The following is a 16,631-nucleotide window of genomic DNA, read 5'->3' as shown; positions in this document are numbered from 1 at the left end:
GCCCGTCCCGTCCTGCCCGCCGCCGCTCTCAGAAGGCCGCCCGGATCTCCCCCACCTCGCGCCCTCCCCCCGTCAGCGGCGCCCGCCCGATCCGCTCCACCACCGGCGCGTCGACCCCCATGAGCCCCAGCGCCCGCGCCAGCACCGGCCCCAGGGCCCGCCCCCCGCCGTCCTCGGCCTTGAACGCCAGGGCCCGGCCGTCCGGCAGGGCGACCGCCTGGACGGCCTCCGCGCCCATCTTCGAGAGGGTGCCGGGGATCTCGCGCATCAGCCAGGTGTCGGGGCGACGGGTGCCGGCGACGTACTCGGGGTGGGTGCGCATGGCGTCGGCGACGCGGCGTTCGGCGGACCCGGGGCCGGCGAGGACGAAGGAGCGGTAGGCGCGGGCCAGGCCGGTCAGGCTGATCGCCATCAGGGGGGCGCCGCAGCCGTCCGTGCCGACGGCGGCCACCCGCTCACCGGCCGCTTCCTCCACCACCTGGTGGATGAGCCGCTGCAACGGATGCCCGGCCGCGAGGTACGTCTGCAGCGGCCACTCCCGCAGCGCGCACGCCGCCAGCATCGCCGTGTGCTTGCCGGAGCAGTTCATGGTCACCCGGGAACGCGCCGCGCCCGACGCCAGGTACGTCTCCCGCTCCGCCTCGTCCAGCGGGAGGTCCGGCGGGCACTGGAGCAGTTCCTCGTCCAGCCCGTACTCGTCCAGCATCTTGTGGACCAGGTCACGGTGGAAGGGTTCGCCGGAGTGGCTGGCGGCGGCCAGGGCGAGGCGCTCGCCCGCCAGGTCCAGGCCCGCCCGCAGCACGCCCGCCGCCTGCATCGGCTTGTTGGACGAGCGGGGGAAGACGGGGGACGTCACGTCCCCGAGGGCCAGCTCAACCGCTCCGTCCGCGTCCAGCAGGACCAGGCTGCCGCGGTGCCGCCCTTCGACGAAGCCGGAGCGGACCACCTCGGCGAGGACGGGCGGTATGGCGGAGGACGCGGACATGGGCGGTGGCCTTCCGGTGAGGGACCCGCCCGGACAGCGGGCCCCGGGATCGCCGGTACGGCCGCCGTGTCACACGAGCAGGTCGTCGACTTGCGCTTCCCCCTCACGGTACCTGCGGGCGATTTCCGCGCTGCAGTCGTCCGCCGTGTGCTGGAGCCGCTGCCGCCGCCGGGACACCTGCTGCTCGTACCGCACGAGCCGCCTCATGGCCGTGTTCAGCTCCAGGTCCGTGCGCGCGTCCAGGTCGGAGAGCTCGACCTCGGAGAGCATCTCCGCCGCCAGCAGCCGGTACTCCTCGCTGTGCGGGGTGCCCAGCGTCACATGGCGGGCGGAGGAGCGGTGCCGGGCCGGGGCGTCGGTGAGGATCTCCGGCAGCCGCTCGACCACGGACCCCGCCCCCGCCCCCACGGCCACGACGGACGTCGGTCCGCGCCGCGCCAGCTCCGCCCGCAGGATGTCGATCCGCCCCTGGAGCAACCGCCGTACGTAGCTGAGGTCGGCCTCGTCGCGCTGGGCGTCCCGGCGCAGGACGCGCAGTTCGGACAGGCTCAGCACGGCCAGGTCGTGCTCGGGCGGGTCCGTGGGCATTGCTGGACTGTCGGTGCGCTGCACGGGCGGCCGCTGGGTACCCAGCCGCCCGGTACTCGGTGTGATCATGTGGCTCTACCGTCCCCTCGACCGGCGAATGGAAGCATCGTGCCACCCCAAGTGGCCGCTATGTGACCGAGTGCCCCCGATCGGCCCCAGATGGGGGGGTTGAGGAGCAAAAGAAGCACCCTCCGGAGATCTCCGAAGATCCCCGGAGAACCTCGGAGAACCCCGGACGTCCCGGCACCCGCGGAACCCCTGAGGGCCGCCGCTCGCCCGCACGGCATCATGGTCGGCATGCGTGCAGTGGTGCAGAGGGTGGACGGCGCGAGCGTCGCCGTGGACGGCGAGACGGTCGGGGAGATCGACGGCGAGGGCCTGTGCGTCCTCGTCGGCGTGACCCACGAGGACACCAAGGAGAAGGCGGCCCAGCTCGCCCGCAAGCTGTGGTCGATCCGCATGCTGGCCGACGAGAAGTCGTGCAGCGACATCGACGCCCCGCTTCTCGTCATCAGCCAGTTCACCCTCTACGGCGACGCCCGCAAGGGCCGCCGCCCCACCTGGAACGCCGCCGCCCCGGGAAACGTGGCCGAGCCGCTCGTCGACGAGGTGGTCGCCCAGCTGCGCTCCCTGGGCGCGACGGTGGCGACGGGCCGCTTCGGCGCGCGGATGCGGGTGTCCCTGACGAACGACGGCCCCTTCACCGTCCTCGTGGAGATCTAGGACATCCGGGCCCCACGGCTCGACGGCGCGACGGCTCCACAGCTCTACGCCTCTACGGCTTTACGGCTCTACGACGACTTCCTGGGCCGCTGCCGTCGTGCCGGCGACCAGCCGCGCGTCCAGCGGCACGTTCCGCTTCACCAGGGCCAGGGCGACCGGCCCGAGTTCGTGGTGGCGTGCGGACGTCGTGATGAAGCCGATCTTGCGGCCGTCGGGGGCCTCGTCCGCGAGGCGGAGTTCCGTGCCGGCCGGAGGCAGGTACACCTCGCTGCCGTCGAGGTGCAGGAAGACGAGCCTGCGCGGCGGCTTGCCGAGGTTCTGCACCCGGGCCACTGTCTCCTGACCGCGGTAGCAGCCCTTCTGGAGGTGCACGGCGGTGCCGATCCAGCCCAGTTCGTGCGGGATGGTGCGGTGGTCGGTCTCGAAGCCGAGGCGCGGGCGGTGCTGTTCGACGCGGAGCGCCTCGTAGGCGAGGATCCCGACCGCGGGGCCGGACTTCTCGGCGTACGCCTCCAGGTCCGCGCGCGGGAGGAACAGGTCACGGCCGTACGCCGTCTCGCGTACGACGGCGCCCTGCGGCACCCCGGCGATCGAACCGGCGGGCAGGTGGACGAGCGCGAAGTCCGCCGTGCGGTCGGCGACCTCGACCCGGTTGAAGAACTTCATCGACTCCAGGTAGGCGATCAGCGCCTCCTGGGTGCCGGGCTCCACGTGCGCCCAGGTCGTGGAGCCGTCGTCGACCAGGTACAGGGCGTGCTCGATGTGGCCGTGCGCGGACAGGATCAGCGCCTCGGTGGCCTGGCCCGTCGGGAGGTCGCTGACGTGCTGGGTGAGCAGCAGATGCAGCCAGCTCAGCCGGTCCTCGCCGGTGACGGTGACGACGCCGCGGTGCGAGAGGTCGACGAAACCGGTGCCGCCGGCGAGGGCGCGCTGCTCGCGGAACAGGTCGCCGTAGTGCGCGGCGACGCCTTCGTCCACGCCTTCGGCGGGGACTGCGCCGGGCAGGGTCAGCAGGGGGCTCTTCATATGCCTAAGCCTACGACTCGGTAGTTGAAGACTTGGAAGTTGAATCCTTCAAGGAACAGTCCTCGCAGCGGCCGAAGATCGCGAAGTGCTTCATGTCCGTCTCGAAGCCGAACTCGTCGCGCAGCTTGGCGGTGAACTCGGCGGCCACCGAGACGTCCGCCTCGATCACGTTCGTGCAGTCACGGCAGACCAGGTGGATGTGATGGTGCCGGTCGGCGAGGTGGTACGTCGGCGCGCCGTGCCCCAGATGGGCATGGCTGACCAGACCCAGCTCCTCCAGCAGCTCCAGCGTCCGGTAGACGGTGGAAATGTTGACCCCCGACGCCGTCTTCCTCACTTCCACGAGGATGTCGTCGGGGGTCGCGTGTTCCAGGGTGTCCACGGCTTCGAGCACGAGTTGCCGCTGCGGCGTCAGCCGGTAGCCGCGCTGCCTGAGGTCACTCTTCCAGTCGGTGCTCACCACACCATGAGTCTAGGACTACTTGAAGAACGCGATGCCGTCGTCCGGCATGTCGTCGGGCAGGGCCTTGGCCCAGCGCTCGACGTCCTCGGGGGTGACGACCTTCTTCAGATGGGCCGACATGTAGGGGCGCAGCTCGACCTCGGGGGTCTGCTTCTCGCCGACCCACATGAGATCGCTGTTGACGTAGCCGTACAGCCGCTTGCCCCCGGTGTAGGGGCCGGAGGCGGCGGTGCGCGCGACCGCGTCGGTGACCAGGTCGATCTGCGGCTTCTTGGCGGCCAGCTCGCCGTACCAGATCTCGACGACGCCGTCGTCGCGGGTCATCGTGACCTCGACCTTGCGGCCGGCGTCGACCCGCCAGAAGCCGGACTCGGACTCCAGCGGCCTGACCTTGTTGCCGTCGTTGTCGAGCACCCACGTGTGCGAGCGGTACTCCAGGAAGTCCCGGCCGTCGTGCGTGAAGGAGACCTCCTGCCCGAAGTTGCACTTCTCGGAGCCGGGGAAGTCGTGTACGCCCGCGCCCGCCCAGTTGCCGAGCAGGAAGACGAGCGGGACGAGGTCCTTGTGGAGGTCGGACGGGATCTCGATCATGAGCAGCAGTTCCTAGACGTGGGTCAGCGCTGGCCCTGGTACAGCTTCTTCACCGTCAGCCAGCTGAAGGCGAGCACGCCGACGCAGACCAGGACCAGCAGGGCCTCGAAGAAAACCTCAAGCACGGAGTGCTCCTCGGACGATCGTGGGATGGCCAGTACACAGAAGCCGGGCCCCAGCTTACGCGGCCGGGGCCCGGGTCTTCGTGTGAGGTCCGCCCCCGCGGGGCTCAGCCCAGCAGCTGGCTCTGCAGGACCACCGTCTGCTGGAACGGGACGGCCCGCGCGGCCCCCTTGCGGGACTGGACGACCACCCCGAGGACGTCCCCGGCGGACAGGTACGCCTGCCGGACCTGTTCGCCGCCGTACGGCTTGTTCTCGACGTAGACGGAGCGCTGGACGTCGTCGGGCCGGGCCGACTCCGGGAACTGGTCGTCGAAGGCGAGCGAGTCGGCGCCGCGCGGCAGGTGGGCGGGGCCGGCGGCCGCGGCGAGGCCGGTGTACAGCTCGTCCACGACGGCCGCGGTGTCGAAGCGCAGCAGGTAGACGCGGGTGCGCGTGCCGTCCTGCGTCGTCCAGCCGCGGGCCGCGATGTGCCGCAGGCCGTGGTCGGTCAGCCGCTGCCGGAGGTCGTCGCGCTCCTCGGGTTCGTACTCCGCGAGGAAGTCCTTCGTCGCCAGCCAGCCGTCCGCGCCGCGCAGCGCCTTGTCACCGGTGGCGCCCTCGGGAGCGGGCAGGACGAGGGCGCGCAGGTCGGCGTGGTGAGCACCGGCCTTGTTGGAGTCGGCGAACGGCTGCGGACTGCCGGACGGCAGCGGCGGCTTCGTCAGCTCCGGGTACACCCAGCGCCCGTCCGACTCCGTCGCCAGTCCCGGTACGTCCGTCCGCTCCATCCGCGTGATCCCGTACGCCGTCCCCGCCCCGGCCGCCGCGAAGACGACGACGGCCGCGGTCCAGCGCAGGACGGCCCGCAGGACCCGGCGGTCCCTGGGCGGCGGCGCGGCGAAGGGCGCGGGCGGCGGGGCGTAGGGGTACGGGGCGTAGGGGTACTGGGCGTACGGGCTCGGGGCGTCAGGGTTCGGGGCGCCGGAGCTCGGGTGCCCCGGGGGCGGGGTCTCGGGCGGCGGGGGCAGGACGGCCTGCGGCTGCTCGACGACCACGGGGGTGGTGAGGTGCGCCTGGGCGGCGGGCGGGCCGCTCTGCCCGGCGGTCGGGTCCGTGACGGGTGACTGGTCGGTGCTCATACCGCCTCCCCCGGTTCGGCTATGCGGTCCAGCTGTGCGCTCAGCAGCAACGCGACCCCCTTCGTGTCGAGCGGCTTGACGCCGTCCGCCGTGGCGGTGACCAGGACGTCACCCTGGTAGGCGGAGCAGAACATGGTGTCGAGGTCCGTTTCGGCGTCCTTGGGCGGCAGGAAGCACTCGGCGTTCTTGTGGCCCTTGATCTCCGGCCCCTTGCGGAACACCTCCAGCGCGTCCAGGAACTCGTTCTGGAACGTGGAGATGTCCTTGACGGCCGCCTTGGACTCCATCCGGGCGAGCACGATGCTGACCGAGTAGGTCCCCGTGTTCGCGCCGAGCGCGGTCGCCTCGGAGCTGAGGTAGCTGCGCATCGCCATGCCGGTGAGCCGCTGGCGGTCGATCTCCTTCTCCAGCTGCCTGCGCTGGGTACGGGGCAGACCGCTCAGCGACTCCTTGCGCAGGGCGGTCGCCTGGGCGCCGCTGAGCCGCGCGTCGGAGCCGTACGCGCCGAGGTCCGGACCCCGGCTCCACCCGTCGGTCCCGTACGGCACGAGCTGGCCGGCGAGCCCCTGGGCGGCCGCCTGCTTCTCGTCGGCCGTGCTCTTCGGGAACTGCCAGACAGGCGCCCCGGCGTCCCGCTCGGCACCGTCCACGGTGACGACGGTGAACCCGACCCCACCGACGACGGCCCCGGCCACCAGCAGGGAACCGGCCACGGTGGCGATCCGGCGGCGCAGAGCAGCGCTCGCGCCGGACGGCGCGGGCACGGGCCCCGGGAGGCCGGCGCCCGCGTGCCCGGCCGGGGGCGGGACAGCACCGGGAGGGGCGGCCGGACCACTGGGACCGCCGGCCCCGCCGTGCCGCTCGTTGGGGTTGTCGGTCACAGCCGCTCCATCTGCCGTGTGGCCAGGTCCAGGATCGTCTTCTTGGGGATCGGCTTGCTGTCGTAGATCCAGATCTCCATGGCGATGTCGCCGCGCCAGGCGTGTGCCTCCGCGCTGTACAGCGGCAGGTATCCGGGATCGGTCTCGGGCTCGTTGTGCACGTACGCCCTGCCGTCGGTGGTGCCGGGGACGGCCCAGCTGTCGGTGGAGTCCTCGGCGCCGGCCCAGTAGTGGCCGCTGTCCGCGGAGTCGGCGGCGGCGACGGCCTCCTCCTGCCGGAACTGGATCAGCCGGACCTCGGTCGTGGACGTGCTGCCCTCCCAGCCGGTGACGGCGGCCCGGCGGAACTCGTCCCCGACCAGGTTGCCGAACATCTCGGCCGGATCCTCGTAGCTGTCGGCGTACTCGGCCAGGTCCATCCAGCCGTCCGAGCCGGCCAGCCACTCGGCGGCCTTCGCCCCGCCCGGCTTCTTCACCAGCAGCTTGCGCAGGTCCCCGTCGGTCCGCACCCGGCGGTCCCGGGCGGCGGACAGCGGCTCGGGGGCCGCGCCCTTCGCCTGCGTCAGCGTCGGCTGCGACAGCGAGGCCAGCTTCGTCGGCTCGCGGCCGGCCTGGACGAGGTAGCCGGCGCAGGTGCCGGCGACGACGCCGAGCACGGCCGCACCGGCGATCAGCAGAGCCGTACGCCCGCGGCGGCGCGGCCGGGGCGCGCCGGCCTCGGCGGGCACCGCGTCCGGAGCGACCGGCGCAACCGCCGCAACCGGCGCACCCGGCGTGTTTGCGGCCTCTTCGGGTACTTCCAAGACGTCCCCCCACAGAACGTGAAGCGCGCATTCCGTATGCGCGCTCACAGGAGACTTCCGGCCGGCACCCGCAGTTGTAGGCGAGTTGATTACGATTCGGCCATGGCGAAGAAGCTCGTGATCAAGGTGACGGCCGGGGCGGACGCCCCCGAACGCTGCTCGCAGGCGTTCACGGTGGCCGCGGTGGCCGTGGCCAGCGGTGTGGAGGTCTCCCTGTGGCTGACCGGGGAGTCCGCCTGGTTCGCCCTGCCGGGCCGGGCCGCGGAGTTCGAACTGCCGCACGCCGCCCCGCTGCCCGGTCTGCTCGACTCGGTCCTGGCGGCCGGCCGCGTCACCCTGTGCACGCAGTGCGCGGCCCGCCGGGACATCACGGAGAAGGACGTCCTGGAGGGCGTACGGATCGCGGGCGCCCAGGTCTTCGTCCAGGAGGCACTCGGGGACGGGACGCAGGCGCTCGTCTACTGAGCCACGCCGCGCCCGGGGCGCCGTCTACCGGGGCCGTTTCCGTCCGTCCAGCTCGTCCCACCACTGGTCGGACGTCGGATCGCCGGAGGGGTCGTCCCACCAGCGGTCGTCGGGGCCGCGCCGGTTGGCGACCATCGCGGCGAACGGCGGGATGACCATCGCCACCACGCACATCCCGACGGCCACGGGCACCGACCACAGGCGCACGACGGCCCAGGCCAGGACGAACAGCGCGATGCAGGTGCCCATCAGGGCGAAGTACGTGTGCCGCCGCCGTGCGTACATACGTCCAGGGTAGGCCCGGCCGGCACGGCACGCCGAAGGGCCGCACCCCAGGTGTCCAACCCGAGAGGCGCGGCCCCGCGATACCGGCGCCGGTGCCGGCGCCCGTGTCCGTCCGGCGTCAGACGGCGATCGCGACCTCCGCGAGGCCACCGTGCTGGGCGACGACCGTGCGGTCGGCGGTGCCGCCGGGCACCAGGGCGCGCACGGTCCAGGTGCCCTCTGCCGCGTAGAAGCGGAACTGGCCCGTGGCGGAGGTCGGGACCTCCGCGGTGAACTCGCCGGTCGAGTCCAGCAGACGGACGTAACCGGTCACCGGCTCGCCGTCGCGGGTCACCTGACCCTGGATGGTGGTCTCACCGGGCTTGATCGTCGAGGCGTCCGGGCCGCCGGCCTTCGCTCCACACATGTCGTTCTCCTGAAAGGTGATGAAAGGTCGGTCGGGGTGCTTACTTGTTGGCGCCGAGTTCGATCGGCACGCCCACCAGGGAGCCGTACTCGGTCCAGGAGCCGTCGTAGTTCTTGACGTTCTCGACACCGAGCAGCTCGTGCAGGACGAACCAGGTCAGGGCCGAGCGCTCGCCGATGCGGCAGTAGGCGATGGTGTCCTTGGCCAGGTCCACCTGCTCCTCGGCGTAGAGCTCCTTGAGCTCCTCGTCCGACTTGAAGGTGCCGTCGTCGTTGGCGTTCTTCGACCACGGGATGTTGCGGGCGGACGGGACGTGGCCCGGACGCTGCGACTGCTCCTGCGGGAGGTGCGCCGGGGCGAGCAGCTTGCCGCTGAACTCGTCGGGCGAGCGGACGTCGACCAGGTTCTGCGAACCGATCGCGGCGACCACGTCGTCACGGAAGGCGCGGATGGACTTGTTCTGCGGCTTGGCCTTGTACTCGGTCGTGGGGCGCTCGGGCACCTCTTCGACCAGCTCGCGGGCGTCCAGCTCCCACTTCTTGCGGCCGCCGTCGAGGAGCTTGACGTTCTCGTGGCCGTACAGCTTGAAGTACCAGTAGGCGTACGACGCGAACCAGTTGTTGTTGCCGCCGTAGAGGATCACCAGCGTGTCGTTGGCGATGCCCTTGGCCGACAGGAGCTTCTCGAAGCCCTCCTGGTCGACGAAGTCACGGCGGACCGGGTCCTGGAGGTCCTTGGTCCAGTCGATGCGGATCGCGTTGCGGATGTGGTTCTTCTCGTAGGCGGACGTGTCCTCGTCCACCTCGACGATCGCGATGTTCGGGTCGTCGAGGTTGGCCTCGACCCAGTCGGCGTCTACCAGGACGTCGCTGCGGCTCATGCTTTTCTCCTCCGGGGCAGTTACGGCGGGGCGTGAAGTGAGACGGGCGCGCGCGTTCGTGTTCCGGGGGGCAGTGCGGGGCCGCCCCGGGCAGGGCGCGGGGGAACGCGGAAGCCGGGCGCTTCCGCTCAGAAAGTGCGACAGAGCATGGCGGCGACGCGGCACAGGTCCACTGCCCGCCGCTTCGTGAGATCCGCCTGTCCCCCTGACCGGGAGACGCTCAAAGTGCACTGCATGCGGTCGATCGTAGGGACGGTCGGGCGGGCGTGTCACCGGCGTGTCGCATGATGAGACGCGATCGTCCGGAATATGAGAACAGCACGGCGCCCGGGCCGTGGTCCCACGGTTCCCGGGCGCGTGTCACCGTCATCACCGCTACGGCGCGGAGGGCGGCGTCTCACCTGACGGACACCGCCCGTCCACCGCCGGTCGGAGGACACCGTCCATCCGCCGCCGGTCCACCGTCCATCCGCCGCCGGTCCGCCGCCGGTCCGCCGCCGGTCCGCCGACCGTTGTCGCCCTACCCCGCGAGCTTGACGTTCGAACCCTTCACCGTGATCTCCACACCGTTCTTCGCGGCCTGCACCGTGTCGAGCTGGATGCCGCCGGGCAGGCCGTCGATCTTCTGCTCGAAGTCGGTGATGGCCCGGACCCGGTTCTCGGCGAGGTCGACACCGCTGAACGAGGGCAGCGTGTCGGCGTGCACCTTCACCGTGTCGCCCTCGGCGGTGACCGTGCTGAGCACGAGGACCGGGTCCGGCAGCTCGGTGCCGAACACCGTGGCCTCGATCTCGACCTTGATCTTGCCGTTGCCGCCGTCGGAGAGGCCGACGATGCTGGCGGTGACGCCGGGGGCCACCTGCGTGGGCTCGGACCGGGCGGCCTTGAGCAGCTCGGCGTAGGTGACGGACGCGGTGCCGGTGGCGTCGGCCGCGGTGGCGGAGCTGTAGTCGCCGGAGAACGCGACGCCCTTCATGTTCGCCCTCAGGTCGTCGATACGGATCGTGCCGCCCTCGGTGCCGGTGTCCGCCTCGTAGTCCTCGATGCCGACCTGGACGTCGTCCAGTTCACCGCCGGCGACCTGGGTGAGGAAGGGGAAGCCCTTGATGGAGACGTCCGGCGTGGCGGCCAGGTTCTCCGTGGCCTTCAGCTTGTCCGCGACCTCGCCCTCCGCGAAGTTGACCGCGACGCGGTCGGCGATCACGAAGAGGCCGCCGAGTATCACGACGACGACCAGCAGTACTCGCAGTGCGCGCATGCGCGTATCCCCCAGGGCGGCGGTTCCTGACGACCGGGTGGCCGTCGAGCGCGAGGGTAACCCCGCGACGGGCCCGCACCGGAGGATTGTCGATCACCTGTGACAGGAGAGGCACCCGGTGCGGGCACCGCTCCGGGTGCCTAGACCAGCGCCCGCCCCAGCACGTAGACCGCCGGTGCCGCGGCGGCCAGCGGCAGGGCCACGCCCGCCGTGAAGTGCACGAACCGGGACGGGTAGTCGTAGCTCGCCACCCGGTGTCCGATCAGCGCGCACACCGCGGCGCCGGCGCCGAGCAGCGCGCCCTTCGCTCCCAGGCCCGTCATCCCGCCGACCGCGATGCCCGCGCCCGCCGCGGCGAGCAGCGAGACCAGCACGGAGGCCGGGGTCGGCAGGGGCAGCGCGCGGGCGAGGACGGCGACGGCCACCGCGGCGGCGCCGACCGTGACCGCGTCCGGCTCGGCCGCCAGGTGTCCGGCCGCGACGATGGCCAGGGCCGCCGAGGCGACGCCCGCCATCAGGCCGTACATCCGCTCGTCCGCGCCGGCGTGCGAGCGCAGCTGGAGGACGAGGGACAGCAGCACCCACACGCCCAGCGTGCCGAGGATCGCCGCGGGCCCGTTCTCCCGGCCGGCCGCCAGCAGCACGCCGTCCGCCGCCAGCGCCCCCAGGAACGCCAGCGCGATGCCCTGCCGGGCGGGCCACATGCCGTTCAGCCGGAACCAGCCGGCCGCCGTGACGGCCTGGAGGACGACGAGGGGGACGAGGAGTGCGTACGAGCCGAGCGCCGCCGTTGCGGACAGGAGCAGGCCGAGCAGCGCGGTGAGCGCGGCGGGCTGCATCCCGGGTTCGATGACCGGCGAACGGCCCTCCAGCCGGGCGCGCTGCGCGTCGGTGATGCGGGCGTTGCCGGCGACGGTGGCGGGGCCGTAGCCGGGAGCCGGTGCCCCGGCCGCCGGTGCCGGCCCCTGAGGTGGTGCCTGCGTCCGGGCCCGCTGTGCCTGCGGCGCGGGCGGCTGCGGCTGCGGCTGCGACTGCTGTGCCGCGTAGGCGGGGTGCACCGGCTCGGCGGGCCCCTGCTGCGGCATGTAGGCCGTCTCGGCCGCCGGCATCGGCTGCTGGTGCACCTGGGTCTCCCAGGTCTGCCCCTGCCACTGCTGCGTGTGGTGCTGGGCCGCCTGCGGATCCTCGTAGGCCCGCTGCTGCCCGGGCCACGCGTGCGGCTGGGCCTGCGACGGCTGCGGGGACGCCTGCTGCGGCGGCTGCGGCGCCTGTCGCTGGTACGGGTCGTACCCCTCGTACCCCTCGTACCCCTCGTACCCCTCGTACCCCTCGTACCCCTGGTACGGAGCGCCCTCGTACGGCTGGTCGGTCATCGTCACCCTCCTGCGAACGGCGGGAGCACCTCGACCGTGCCGCCGTCGGCCAGCCGTACCGTCTCATGTGCGCGGGTGCCCACGGGGTCACCGTCGACGAGGAACGAGCATCGCCGCAGGACGCGCACGAGTTCGCCGGGGTGTCGCTCGCGTGCCGCGTCGAGCGCCTCGGCGAGCGTGACCGCGTCGCACTGTTCCTCGGCGACGCCGGCCGCGGCCTTCGCGGCGGCCCAGTAGCGCACCGTGACCTCTGCCATCCCGGTTCCTCAATCAATCGGCGGTGTACACGGTCAGGCTAGCCCGCCGCACCGACAGCCCAGTCCCCGATCCGGGCCAGCAGCCCGTCGGTGGCCGCGTGCTCCGCGTGGCCCATGCCGGGTTCCAGCCAGAGTTCGCCGTGGTCGCCGGCGGCGTCGGCCAGCATGCGGGGGTGATCGAGGGGGAAGTAGCCGTCGGCGTCGCCGTGCACGATCAGGAGGGGAGCCGGGGCGATCCGGGGGACCGCCTCCACGGGCGACAGCGGCACCGGGTCCCAGTCCCGGTGATGGATGCGCGTACGGAATCCGTAGTGGCCCACCAGGCGGCCGGCGGGGCGGGTCACCAGCCAGTGGAGCCGGCGCATGGGAGCCGTGCCCCGGTAGTACCACCGGGCGGGGGCGCTCACCGACACCACCGCGTCCGGCGCCGCTTCCGTGCGCCCCGCGTGCACCCGCTCCTCCTCGGGCGGGTTCGCGCCGTACAGCGCGGCGTGCCGCAACGCCACCGAGCCGCCCATGGAGAAGCCGACGGTGACCACGCGCGCGTGCCCGAACGAACGGGCCCACTCGACCGCGGCGGCGAGGTCCAGCACCTCCCGGTCGCCGACCGTGGAACGCCCGCCGGATCCCCCGTGACCTCGGAAGGAGAACGTGACCACGGCCCCGTACCGGGCGAACGCGGCCGCGATCCGGCGGACGTGCGGGCGGTCCACGTCGCCCGTGAAACCGTGCGCGACGACGAACACCACATCGCCGGGAGATGACGGCGAGGCGTCGTATACGGCGACTCCCGGGTCGTATACGGAATCGATCGTCACACCATCGGCGGTGTGCAGAAACGTCCGCAAAGGGGTACGTCTGCTCGTCTCAGAGTGCGGACGATCGGTGGAACGCGCCACATGACCTGCCGAACCAGTGCTCATGTGGGCTATTCTCCTGGGCAGAGGACTCGGGCAGCGAAGCCCCCGGGTCCTTTTGTGCTTTCGGAAGCGTTGTATACGAAGCGGGAAACCGCAGGTGTACGGGGCCCCGGGATCGCAGAGCAGTGCCGCACCGCACACGTCCTCGCAGGGACCGAGGAGGAACCAGACGTATGAGTTCTCTGCTGCTCCTGACCAACGCCCTCCAGCCGTCGACGGAGGTGCTTCCCGCTCTCGGCCTGCTGCTGCACAACGTGCGCGTGGCTCCGGCGGAGGGCCCCGCCCTCGTCGACACCCCGGGTGCCGACGTCATCCTGATCGACGGACGCCGCGACCTGCCCCAGGTCCGCAGTCTGTGCCAGCTGCTGCGGTCCACCGGGCCCGGCTGTCCGCTCATCCTCGTCGTGACCGAGGGCGGCCTCGCGGCCGTCACCGCCGACTGGGGCATCGACGACGTCCTGCTGGACACCGCCGGACCGGCGGAGGTCGAGGCGCGCCTGCGCCTGGCCATGGGCCGCCAGCAGATCGTCAACGACGACTCCCCCATGGAGATCCGCAACGGCGACCTGTCGGTCGACGAGGCGACCTACTCCGCCAAGCTCAAGGGCCGGGTGCTCGACCTCACCTTCAAGGAGTTCGAGCTCCTGAAGTACCTCGCCCAGCACCCCGGCCGCGTCTTCACCCGCGCGCAGCTCCTCCAGGAGGTCTGGGGGTACGACTACTTCGGCGGCACCCGGACGGTCGACGTGCACGTACGACGGCTGCGCGCCAAGCTCGGGCCCGAGCACGAGTCGCTGATCGGGACCGTCCGGAACGTCGGTTATCGCTTCGTTACTCCGGAGAAGGGCGACCGCGCCTCGGACGACGCGAAGGCGAAGGCCGCCGCGGCAAAGCCGGAGAATGCGGACGAGACGGCCGCTCTGGACGCCTCCGAGATCGCGGCCGAGGCGTAGCGGGCGTGGGCAGGGCGGCCCTCCCTCACGCTCCCGCCGGGGGAGGCGTCCTCACGCCCTGCCCAGAGCGGGTCCATCCGCGTAGACTCCGCGCGTGGCCAAGGTAACCAGGGATGACGTGGCGCGGCTGGCAGGGACGTCCACTGCCGTCGTCAGCTATGTCATCAACAACGGACCCCGGCCGGTCGCCCCGGCCACGCGCGAGCGTGTTCTCGCAGCGATCAAGGAACTGAGTTACCGCCCCGACCGGGTCGCCCAGGCGATGGCGTCGCGGCGCACCGACCTCATAGGCCTGATCGTGCCGGACGCGCGCCAGCCCTTCTTCGGGGAGATGGCGCACGCGGTCGAACAGGCCGCGTCCGAGCGCGGAAAGATGGTGCTCGTCGGCAACTCGGACTACGTCGGCGAGCGCGAGGTCCACTATCTGCGCGCCTTCCTGGGGATGCGCGTCTCGGGGCTCATCCTCGTCAGCCACGCGCTGAACGACAACGCCGCCGCCGAGATCGACGCCTGGGACGCCCGGGTGGTGCTGCTGCACGAGCGCCCGGAGGCCATCGACGACGTCGCCGTCGTCACGGACGACCTGGGCGGCGCCCAGCTCGCCGTACGCCACCTGCTGGAGCACGGCTACGAGTACGTCGCCTGTGTGGGCGGCACCGCGGAGACCCCCGCCGTCGGCGACCCCGTCTCCGACCACGTGGAGGGCTGGCGGCGCGCGCTCCGGGAGGCCGGTGTCTCTCCCGAGGGCCGGCTGTTCGAGGCGCCGTACAACCGCTACGACGCCTATCGCATCGCGCTCGGCATCCTCTCCGGGCCCCGGCGGCCGCCCGCGATCTTCTGCTCCACCGACGACCAGGCCATCGGTGTGCTGCGCGCGGCGCGCGAACTGCGCATCGACGTGCCCGGAGAGCTGGCGGTGGCCGGCTTCGACGACATCAAGGAGGCGGCGCTGGCGGACCCGCCGCTGACCACGGTCGCCTCGGACCGCTCCGCGATGGCGCGGGCCGCAGTGGACCTCGTCCTCGACGACGGGCTGCGGGTGGCGGGATCCCGGCAGGAGCGGCTGAAGCAGTTCCCGTCGCGGCTGGTGGTGCGGAAGTCCTGCGGCTGCGTGTAGCTCACCACCGCGTGTAGCTCACCACTGCGAGCGGCTCACCACCGCGTGCGGCTCCGCCGAGATGCCTCTCTGAGGGTTCTCTGAGAGCGCCCCGAAAGCCGCGAGAAGCGTCTTCACATCGGACCAACGAGGTTCTGCCGGGCTTCTCAGGAAGCGCTCAGGGAGCTCTCATGGTCGGCGGACAAGCTACATGTCATGACCGAGAGCTTCCGCCGCAGCGGCGAGTACGAGAACCCGTACCAGGGCGACCAGCAGCACGCCTCCTCGCCCGTCGACCCCGAGTGGCCGCCCCCGCCGGTCCAGCCGCCGGCCCAGTCGCCGGCCCAGCCGCCCGCGCAGCCTGTCGCCGTCGAGCCGGGCACGACCGGGTGGCCGGGCGGGACCGCCACCGGCGGCCACGGCGGTGGCTACGGCGACGGTGACGGTGGCGGCCACGGCGGTGGTGACGGTCACGGCGGCGGTACGGCTCTCCTCACCGCCGCTCCGGCCGGATCCGCGCCCGCGCACGCTCCCGGGAAGCGGACCCGTGGCCCTCTCGCGCTGCTCGCCGCCGTGGCGATCGCCGCCGCGGCGATAGGCGGCGGGACCGCGTACGGCATCCAGGAGCTGACCGGCAACGACACGGTCACCTCCAGCAGCACCAGCACCACGGTGGTGCCGTCCGCCGACAAGGGCACGGTCGCCGGGGTGGCCAAGGCGGTCAGCCCGAGCATCGTCGAGATCAACGCCACCTCGAACGCGGGCGAGTCCACCGGTTCCGGCGTGATCATCACCGGCGACGGCGAGATCATCACCAACAACCACGTCATCTCCGGCGCCACCTCGATCAAGGTGAGCACCAGCGACGGCAAGACCTACACCGCGAAGACCGTCGGCACCGACAGCGCCAAGGACCTCGCGCTGATCAAGCTGGAGGACGCCTCCGGGCTGACGGCGGCCACCCTCGGCGACTCCTCCGGCGTCCAGGTCGGCGACGAGGTCGTCGCGATCGGCTCCCCCGAGGGCCTGACCGGCACCGTCACCAGCGGCATCGTCTCCGCCCTGGACCGGGACGTGACCGTCTCCACGGACGAGAGCCAGAGCCAGGGCCAGAGCGGCGGCAGCGGCCAGTGGCCGTTCGAGTTCGGCGGCCGGCAGTTCAACGGCGACACCGGCTCGTCCACCACCACGTACAAGGCGCTCCAGACGGACGCCTCGCTCAACCCCGGCAACTCCGGCGGCGCGCTGATCGACATGAACGGCAACATCATCGGCATCAACTCCGCGATGTACTCGGCCGCTTCCGGGTCGTCCTCGTCCGACGCGGGCAGCGTGGGCCTCGGCTTCGCCATCCCGGTCAACACCGTCAAGTCCGACCTGGCCACGCTGCGAGCCGGCGGCTCCGACAGCTGACCCGCCACCCGACCCCCGACCC

General features: G+C 72.1%; 21 protein-coding genes. 5 read left to right on the top strand and 16 right to left on the bottom strand.

Features of this window, described 5'->3' with window-relative positions:
* Window positions 1-28: 28 nt before the first annotated feature.
* Window positions 29-985, bottom strand: a complete 957-nt coding sequence (locus ACWD0J_RS22300) for an asparaginase (protein WP_451497547.1) — start codon at window positions 983-985, stop codon at window positions 29-31.
* 69 nt (window positions 986-1,054) lie between these two features.
* On the bottom strand, window positions 1,055-1,642 hold the full coding sequence (locus ACWD0J_RS22295) for an RsiG family protein (RefSeq protein WP_451497546.1): 588 nt from the start codon (window positions 1,640-1,642) through the stop codon (window positions 1,055-1,057).
* A gap of 228 nt (window positions 1,643-1,870) precedes the next feature.
* Between ACWD0J_RS22295 and dtd the strand changes: the two genes are divergently transcribed.
* Window positions 1,871-2,296, top strand: coding sequence for a D-aminoacyl-tRNA deacylase (gene dtd, locus ACWD0J_RS22290; protein ID WP_451497545.1), 426 nt, complete (start codon window positions 1,871-1,873; stop codon window positions 2,294-2,296).
* Between the two features lie 60 nt (window positions 2,297-2,356).
* On the opposite strand, the gene ygfZ is transcribed toward dtd, so the two are convergent.
* From ygfZ to ACWD0J_RS22260, 6 genes are all read right to left on the bottom strand, one after another.
* Complete coding sequence (gene ygfZ, locus ACWD0J_RS22285; RefSeq protein WP_451497544.1) at window positions 2,357-3,322, bottom strand: CAF17-like 4Fe-4S cluster assembly/insertion protein YgfZ; 966 nt, start codon at window positions 3,320-3,322, stop codon at window positions 2,357-2,359.
* Between the two features lie 10 nt (window positions 3,323-3,332).
* Window positions 3,333-3,785 carry a Fur family transcriptional regulator gene (locus ACWD0J_RS22280; RefSeq protein WP_451497543.1) on the bottom strand — a complete coding sequence of 151 codons (453 nt, stop codon included), beginning with the start codon at window positions 3,783-3,785 and terminating at the stop codon, window positions 3,333-3,335.
* 15 nt (window positions 3,786-3,800) lie between these two features.
* Complete coding sequence (locus ACWD0J_RS22275; RefSeq protein ID WP_451497542.1) at window positions 3,801-4,376, bottom strand: FABP family protein; 576 nt, start codon at window positions 4,374-4,376, stop codon at window positions 3,801-3,803.
* Window positions 4,377-4,605: 229 nt separating this feature from the next.
* Complete coding sequence (locus tag ACWD0J_RS22270) at window positions 4,606-5,619, bottom strand: hypothetical protein (RefSeq protein WP_451497541.1); 1,014 nt, start codon at window positions 5,617-5,619, stop codon at window positions 4,606-4,608.
* Entirely contained in the window at window positions 5,616-6,500 is an 885-nt protein-coding gene (locus ACWD0J_RS22265) for a hypothetical protein (RefSeq protein ID WP_451497540.1), read from the bottom strand. Before ACWD0J_RS22265 ends, ACWD0J_RS22270 begins: the two co-directional genes overlap by 4 nt.
* A complete protein-coding gene (locus tag ACWD0J_RS22260; RefSeq protein WP_451497539.1) occupies window positions 6,497-7,351 on the bottom strand; it encodes a hypothetical protein in 855 nt (284 codons plus the stop codon). Before ACWD0J_RS22260 ends, ACWD0J_RS22265 begins: the two co-directional genes overlap by 4 nt.
* A 54-nt stretch (window positions 7,352-7,405) precedes the next feature.
* Between ACWD0J_RS22260 and ACWD0J_RS22255 the strand changes: the two genes are divergently transcribed.
* Window positions 7,406-7,768 carry a DsrE family protein gene (locus tag ACWD0J_RS22255; protein WP_451497538.1) on the top strand — a complete coding sequence of 121 codons (363 nt, stop codon included), beginning with the start codon at window positions 7,406-7,408 and terminating at the stop codon, window positions 7,766-7,768.
* A gap of 24 nt (window positions 7,769-7,792) precedes the next feature.
* Here ACWD0J_RS22255 and ACWD0J_RS22250 read toward each other — a convergent pair whose 3' ends face one another.
* The 8 genes from ACWD0J_RS22250 to ACWD0J_RS22215 form a co-directional block, all read right to left on the bottom strand.
* Window positions 7,793-8,053, bottom strand: a complete 261-nt coding sequence (locus ACWD0J_RS22250; RefSeq protein ID WP_451497537.1) for a DUF3099 domain-containing protein — start codon at window positions 8,051-8,053, stop codon at window positions 7,793-7,795.
* Window positions 8,054-8,171: 118 nt separating this feature from the next.
* Window positions 8,172-8,459: a DUF1416 domain-containing protein gene (locus ACWD0J_RS22245; RefSeq protein ID WP_073887848.1), complete on the bottom strand. Its 288-nt coding sequence runs from the start codon at window positions 8,457-8,459 to the stop codon at window positions 8,172-8,174.
* A 40-nt stretch (window positions 8,460-8,499) separates the two neighbouring features.
* Complete coding sequence (locus ACWD0J_RS22240; RefSeq protein ID WP_451497536.1) at window positions 8,500-9,339, bottom strand: sulfurtransferase; 840 nt, start codon at window positions 9,337-9,339, stop codon at window positions 8,500-8,502.
* A gap of 128 nt (window positions 9,340-9,467) precedes the next feature.
* On the bottom strand, window positions 9,468-9,575 hold the full coding sequence (locus ACWD0J_RS22235) for a putative leader peptide (RefSeq protein ID WP_451497535.1): 108 nt from the start codon (window positions 9,573-9,575) through the stop codon (window positions 9,468-9,470).
* 284 nt (window positions 9,576-9,859) lie between these two features.
* Complete coding sequence (locus ACWD0J_RS22230; RefSeq protein WP_451497534.1) at window positions 9,860-10,597, bottom strand: LmeA family phospholipid-binding protein; 738 nt, start codon at window positions 10,595-10,597, stop codon at window positions 9,860-9,862.
* A 140-nt stretch (window positions 10,598-10,737) separates the two neighbouring features.
* Window positions 10,738-11,970, bottom strand: a complete 1,233-nt coding sequence (locus ACWD0J_RS22225; protein ID WP_451497533.1) for a hypothetical protein — start codon at window positions 11,968-11,970, stop codon at window positions 10,738-10,740.
* Window positions 11,971-11,972: 2 nt separating this feature from the next.
* On the bottom strand, window positions 11,973-12,227 hold the full coding sequence (locus ACWD0J_RS22220) for a MoaD/ThiS family protein (protein ID WP_451497532.1): 255 nt from the start codon (window positions 12,225-12,227) through the stop codon (window positions 11,973-11,975).
* A gap of 38 nt (window positions 12,228-12,265) precedes the next feature.
* Window positions 12,266-13,150 (bottom strand): alpha/beta hydrolase, encoded by an 885-nt coding sequence (locus ACWD0J_RS22215; protein ID WP_451497531.1) that lies wholly within the window; start codon window positions 13,148-13,150, stop codon window positions 12,266-12,268.
* Window positions 13,151-13,320: 170 nt separating this feature from the next.
* On the opposite strand from ACWD0J_RS22215, the gene ACWD0J_RS22210 reads away from it, so the two are divergent.
* The 3 genes from ACWD0J_RS22210 to ACWD0J_RS22200 all read left to right on the top strand — a co-directional run bounded on the left by ACWD0J_RS22210 (window position 13,321) and on the right by ACWD0J_RS22200 (window position 16,609).
* A complete protein-coding gene (locus ACWD0J_RS22210; RefSeq protein ID WP_451497530.1) occupies window positions 13,321-14,100 on the top strand; it encodes a winged helix-turn-helix transcriptional regulator in 780 nt (259 codons plus the stop codon).
* Between the two features lie 94 nt (window positions 14,101-14,194).
* A complete protein-coding gene (locus ACWD0J_RS22205; RefSeq protein WP_451497529.1) occupies window positions 14,195-15,217 on the top strand; it encodes a LacI family DNA-binding transcriptional regulator in 1,023 nt (340 codons plus the stop codon).
* A gap of 195 nt (window positions 15,218-15,412) precedes the next feature.
* Window positions 15,413-16,609, top strand: a complete 1,197-nt coding sequence (locus ACWD0J_RS22200) for a S1C family serine protease (protein ID WP_451497528.1) — start codon at window positions 15,413-15,415, stop codon at window positions 16,607-16,609.
* Window positions 16,610-16,631: the final 22 nt, after the last annotated feature.

It is taken from the genome of Streptomyces sp. NPDC003011 (assembly GCF_053591515.1).
Note: the sequence above shows the minus strand (reverse complement) of the source record. Positions and strands in the feature narration are given on the sequence as shown.

Coding starts and splice junctions, on each gene's coding strand:
- ACWD0J_RS22235 (WP_451497535.1), bottom strand. CDS start 9,575: ATGCAGTGCACTTTGAGCGTCTCCCGGTCAGGGGGACAGGCGGATCTC.
- dtd (WP_451497545.1), top strand. CDS start 1,871: ATGCGTGCAGTGGTGCAGAGGGTGGACGGCGCGAGCGTCGCCGTGGAC.
- ACWD0J_RS22240 (WP_451497536.1), bottom strand. CDS start 9,339: ATGAGCCGCAGCGACGTCCTGGTAGACGCCGACTGGGTCGAGGCCAAC.
- ACWD0J_RS22295 (WP_451497546.1), bottom strand. CDS start 1,642: ATGATCACACCGAGTACCGGGCGGCTGGGTACCCAGCGGCCGCCCGTG.
- ACWD0J_RS22275 (WP_451497542.1), bottom strand. CDS start 4,376: ATGATCGAGATCCCGTCCGACCTCCACAAGGACCTCGTCCCGCTCGTC.
- ACWD0J_RS22220 (WP_451497532.1), bottom strand. CDS start 12,227: ATGGCAGAGGTCACGGTGCGCTACTGGGCCGCCGCGAAGGCCGCGGCC.
- ACWD0J_RS22300 (WP_451497547.1), bottom strand. CDS start 985: ATGTCCGCGTCCTCCGCCATACCGCCCGTCCTCGCCGAGGTGGTCCGC.
- ACWD0J_RS22255 (WP_451497538.1), top strand. CDS start 7,406: ATGGCGAAGAAGCTCGTGATCAAGGTGACGGCCGGGGCGGACGCCCCC.
- ACWD0J_RS22225 (WP_451497533.1), bottom strand. CDS start 11,970: ATGACCGACCAGCCGTACGAGGGCGCTCCGTACCAGGGGTACGAGGGG.
- ACWD0J_RS22200 (WP_451497528.1), top strand. CDS start 15,413: ATGACCGAGAGCTTCCGCCGCAGCGGCGAGTACGAGAACCCGTACCAG.
- ACWD0J_RS22270 (WP_451497541.1), bottom strand. CDS start 5,619: ATGAGCACCGACCAGTCACCCGTCACGGACCCGACCGCCGGGCAGAGC.
- ygfZ (WP_451497544.1), bottom strand. CDS start 3,322: ATGAAGAGCCCCCTGCTGACCCTGCCCGGCGCAGTCCCCGCCGAAGGC.
- ACWD0J_RS22215 (WP_451497531.1), bottom strand. CDS start 13,150: ATGAGCACTGGTTCGGCAGGTCATGTGGCGCGTTCCACCGATCGTCCG.
- ACWD0J_RS22250 (WP_451497537.1), bottom strand. CDS start 8,053: ATGTACGCACGGCGGCGGCACACGTACTTCGCCCTGATGGGCACCTGC.
- ACWD0J_RS22230 (WP_451497534.1), bottom strand. CDS start 10,597: ATGCGCGCACTGCGAGTACTGCTGGTCGTCGTCGTGATACTCGGCGGC.
- ACWD0J_RS22210 (WP_451497530.1), top strand. CDS start 13,321: ATGAGTTCTCTGCTGCTCCTGACCAACGCCCTCCAGCCGTCGACGGAG.
- ACWD0J_RS22245 (WP_073887848.1), bottom strand. CDS start 8,459: ATGTGTGGAGCGAAGGCCGGCGGCCCGGACGCCTCGACGATCAAGCCC.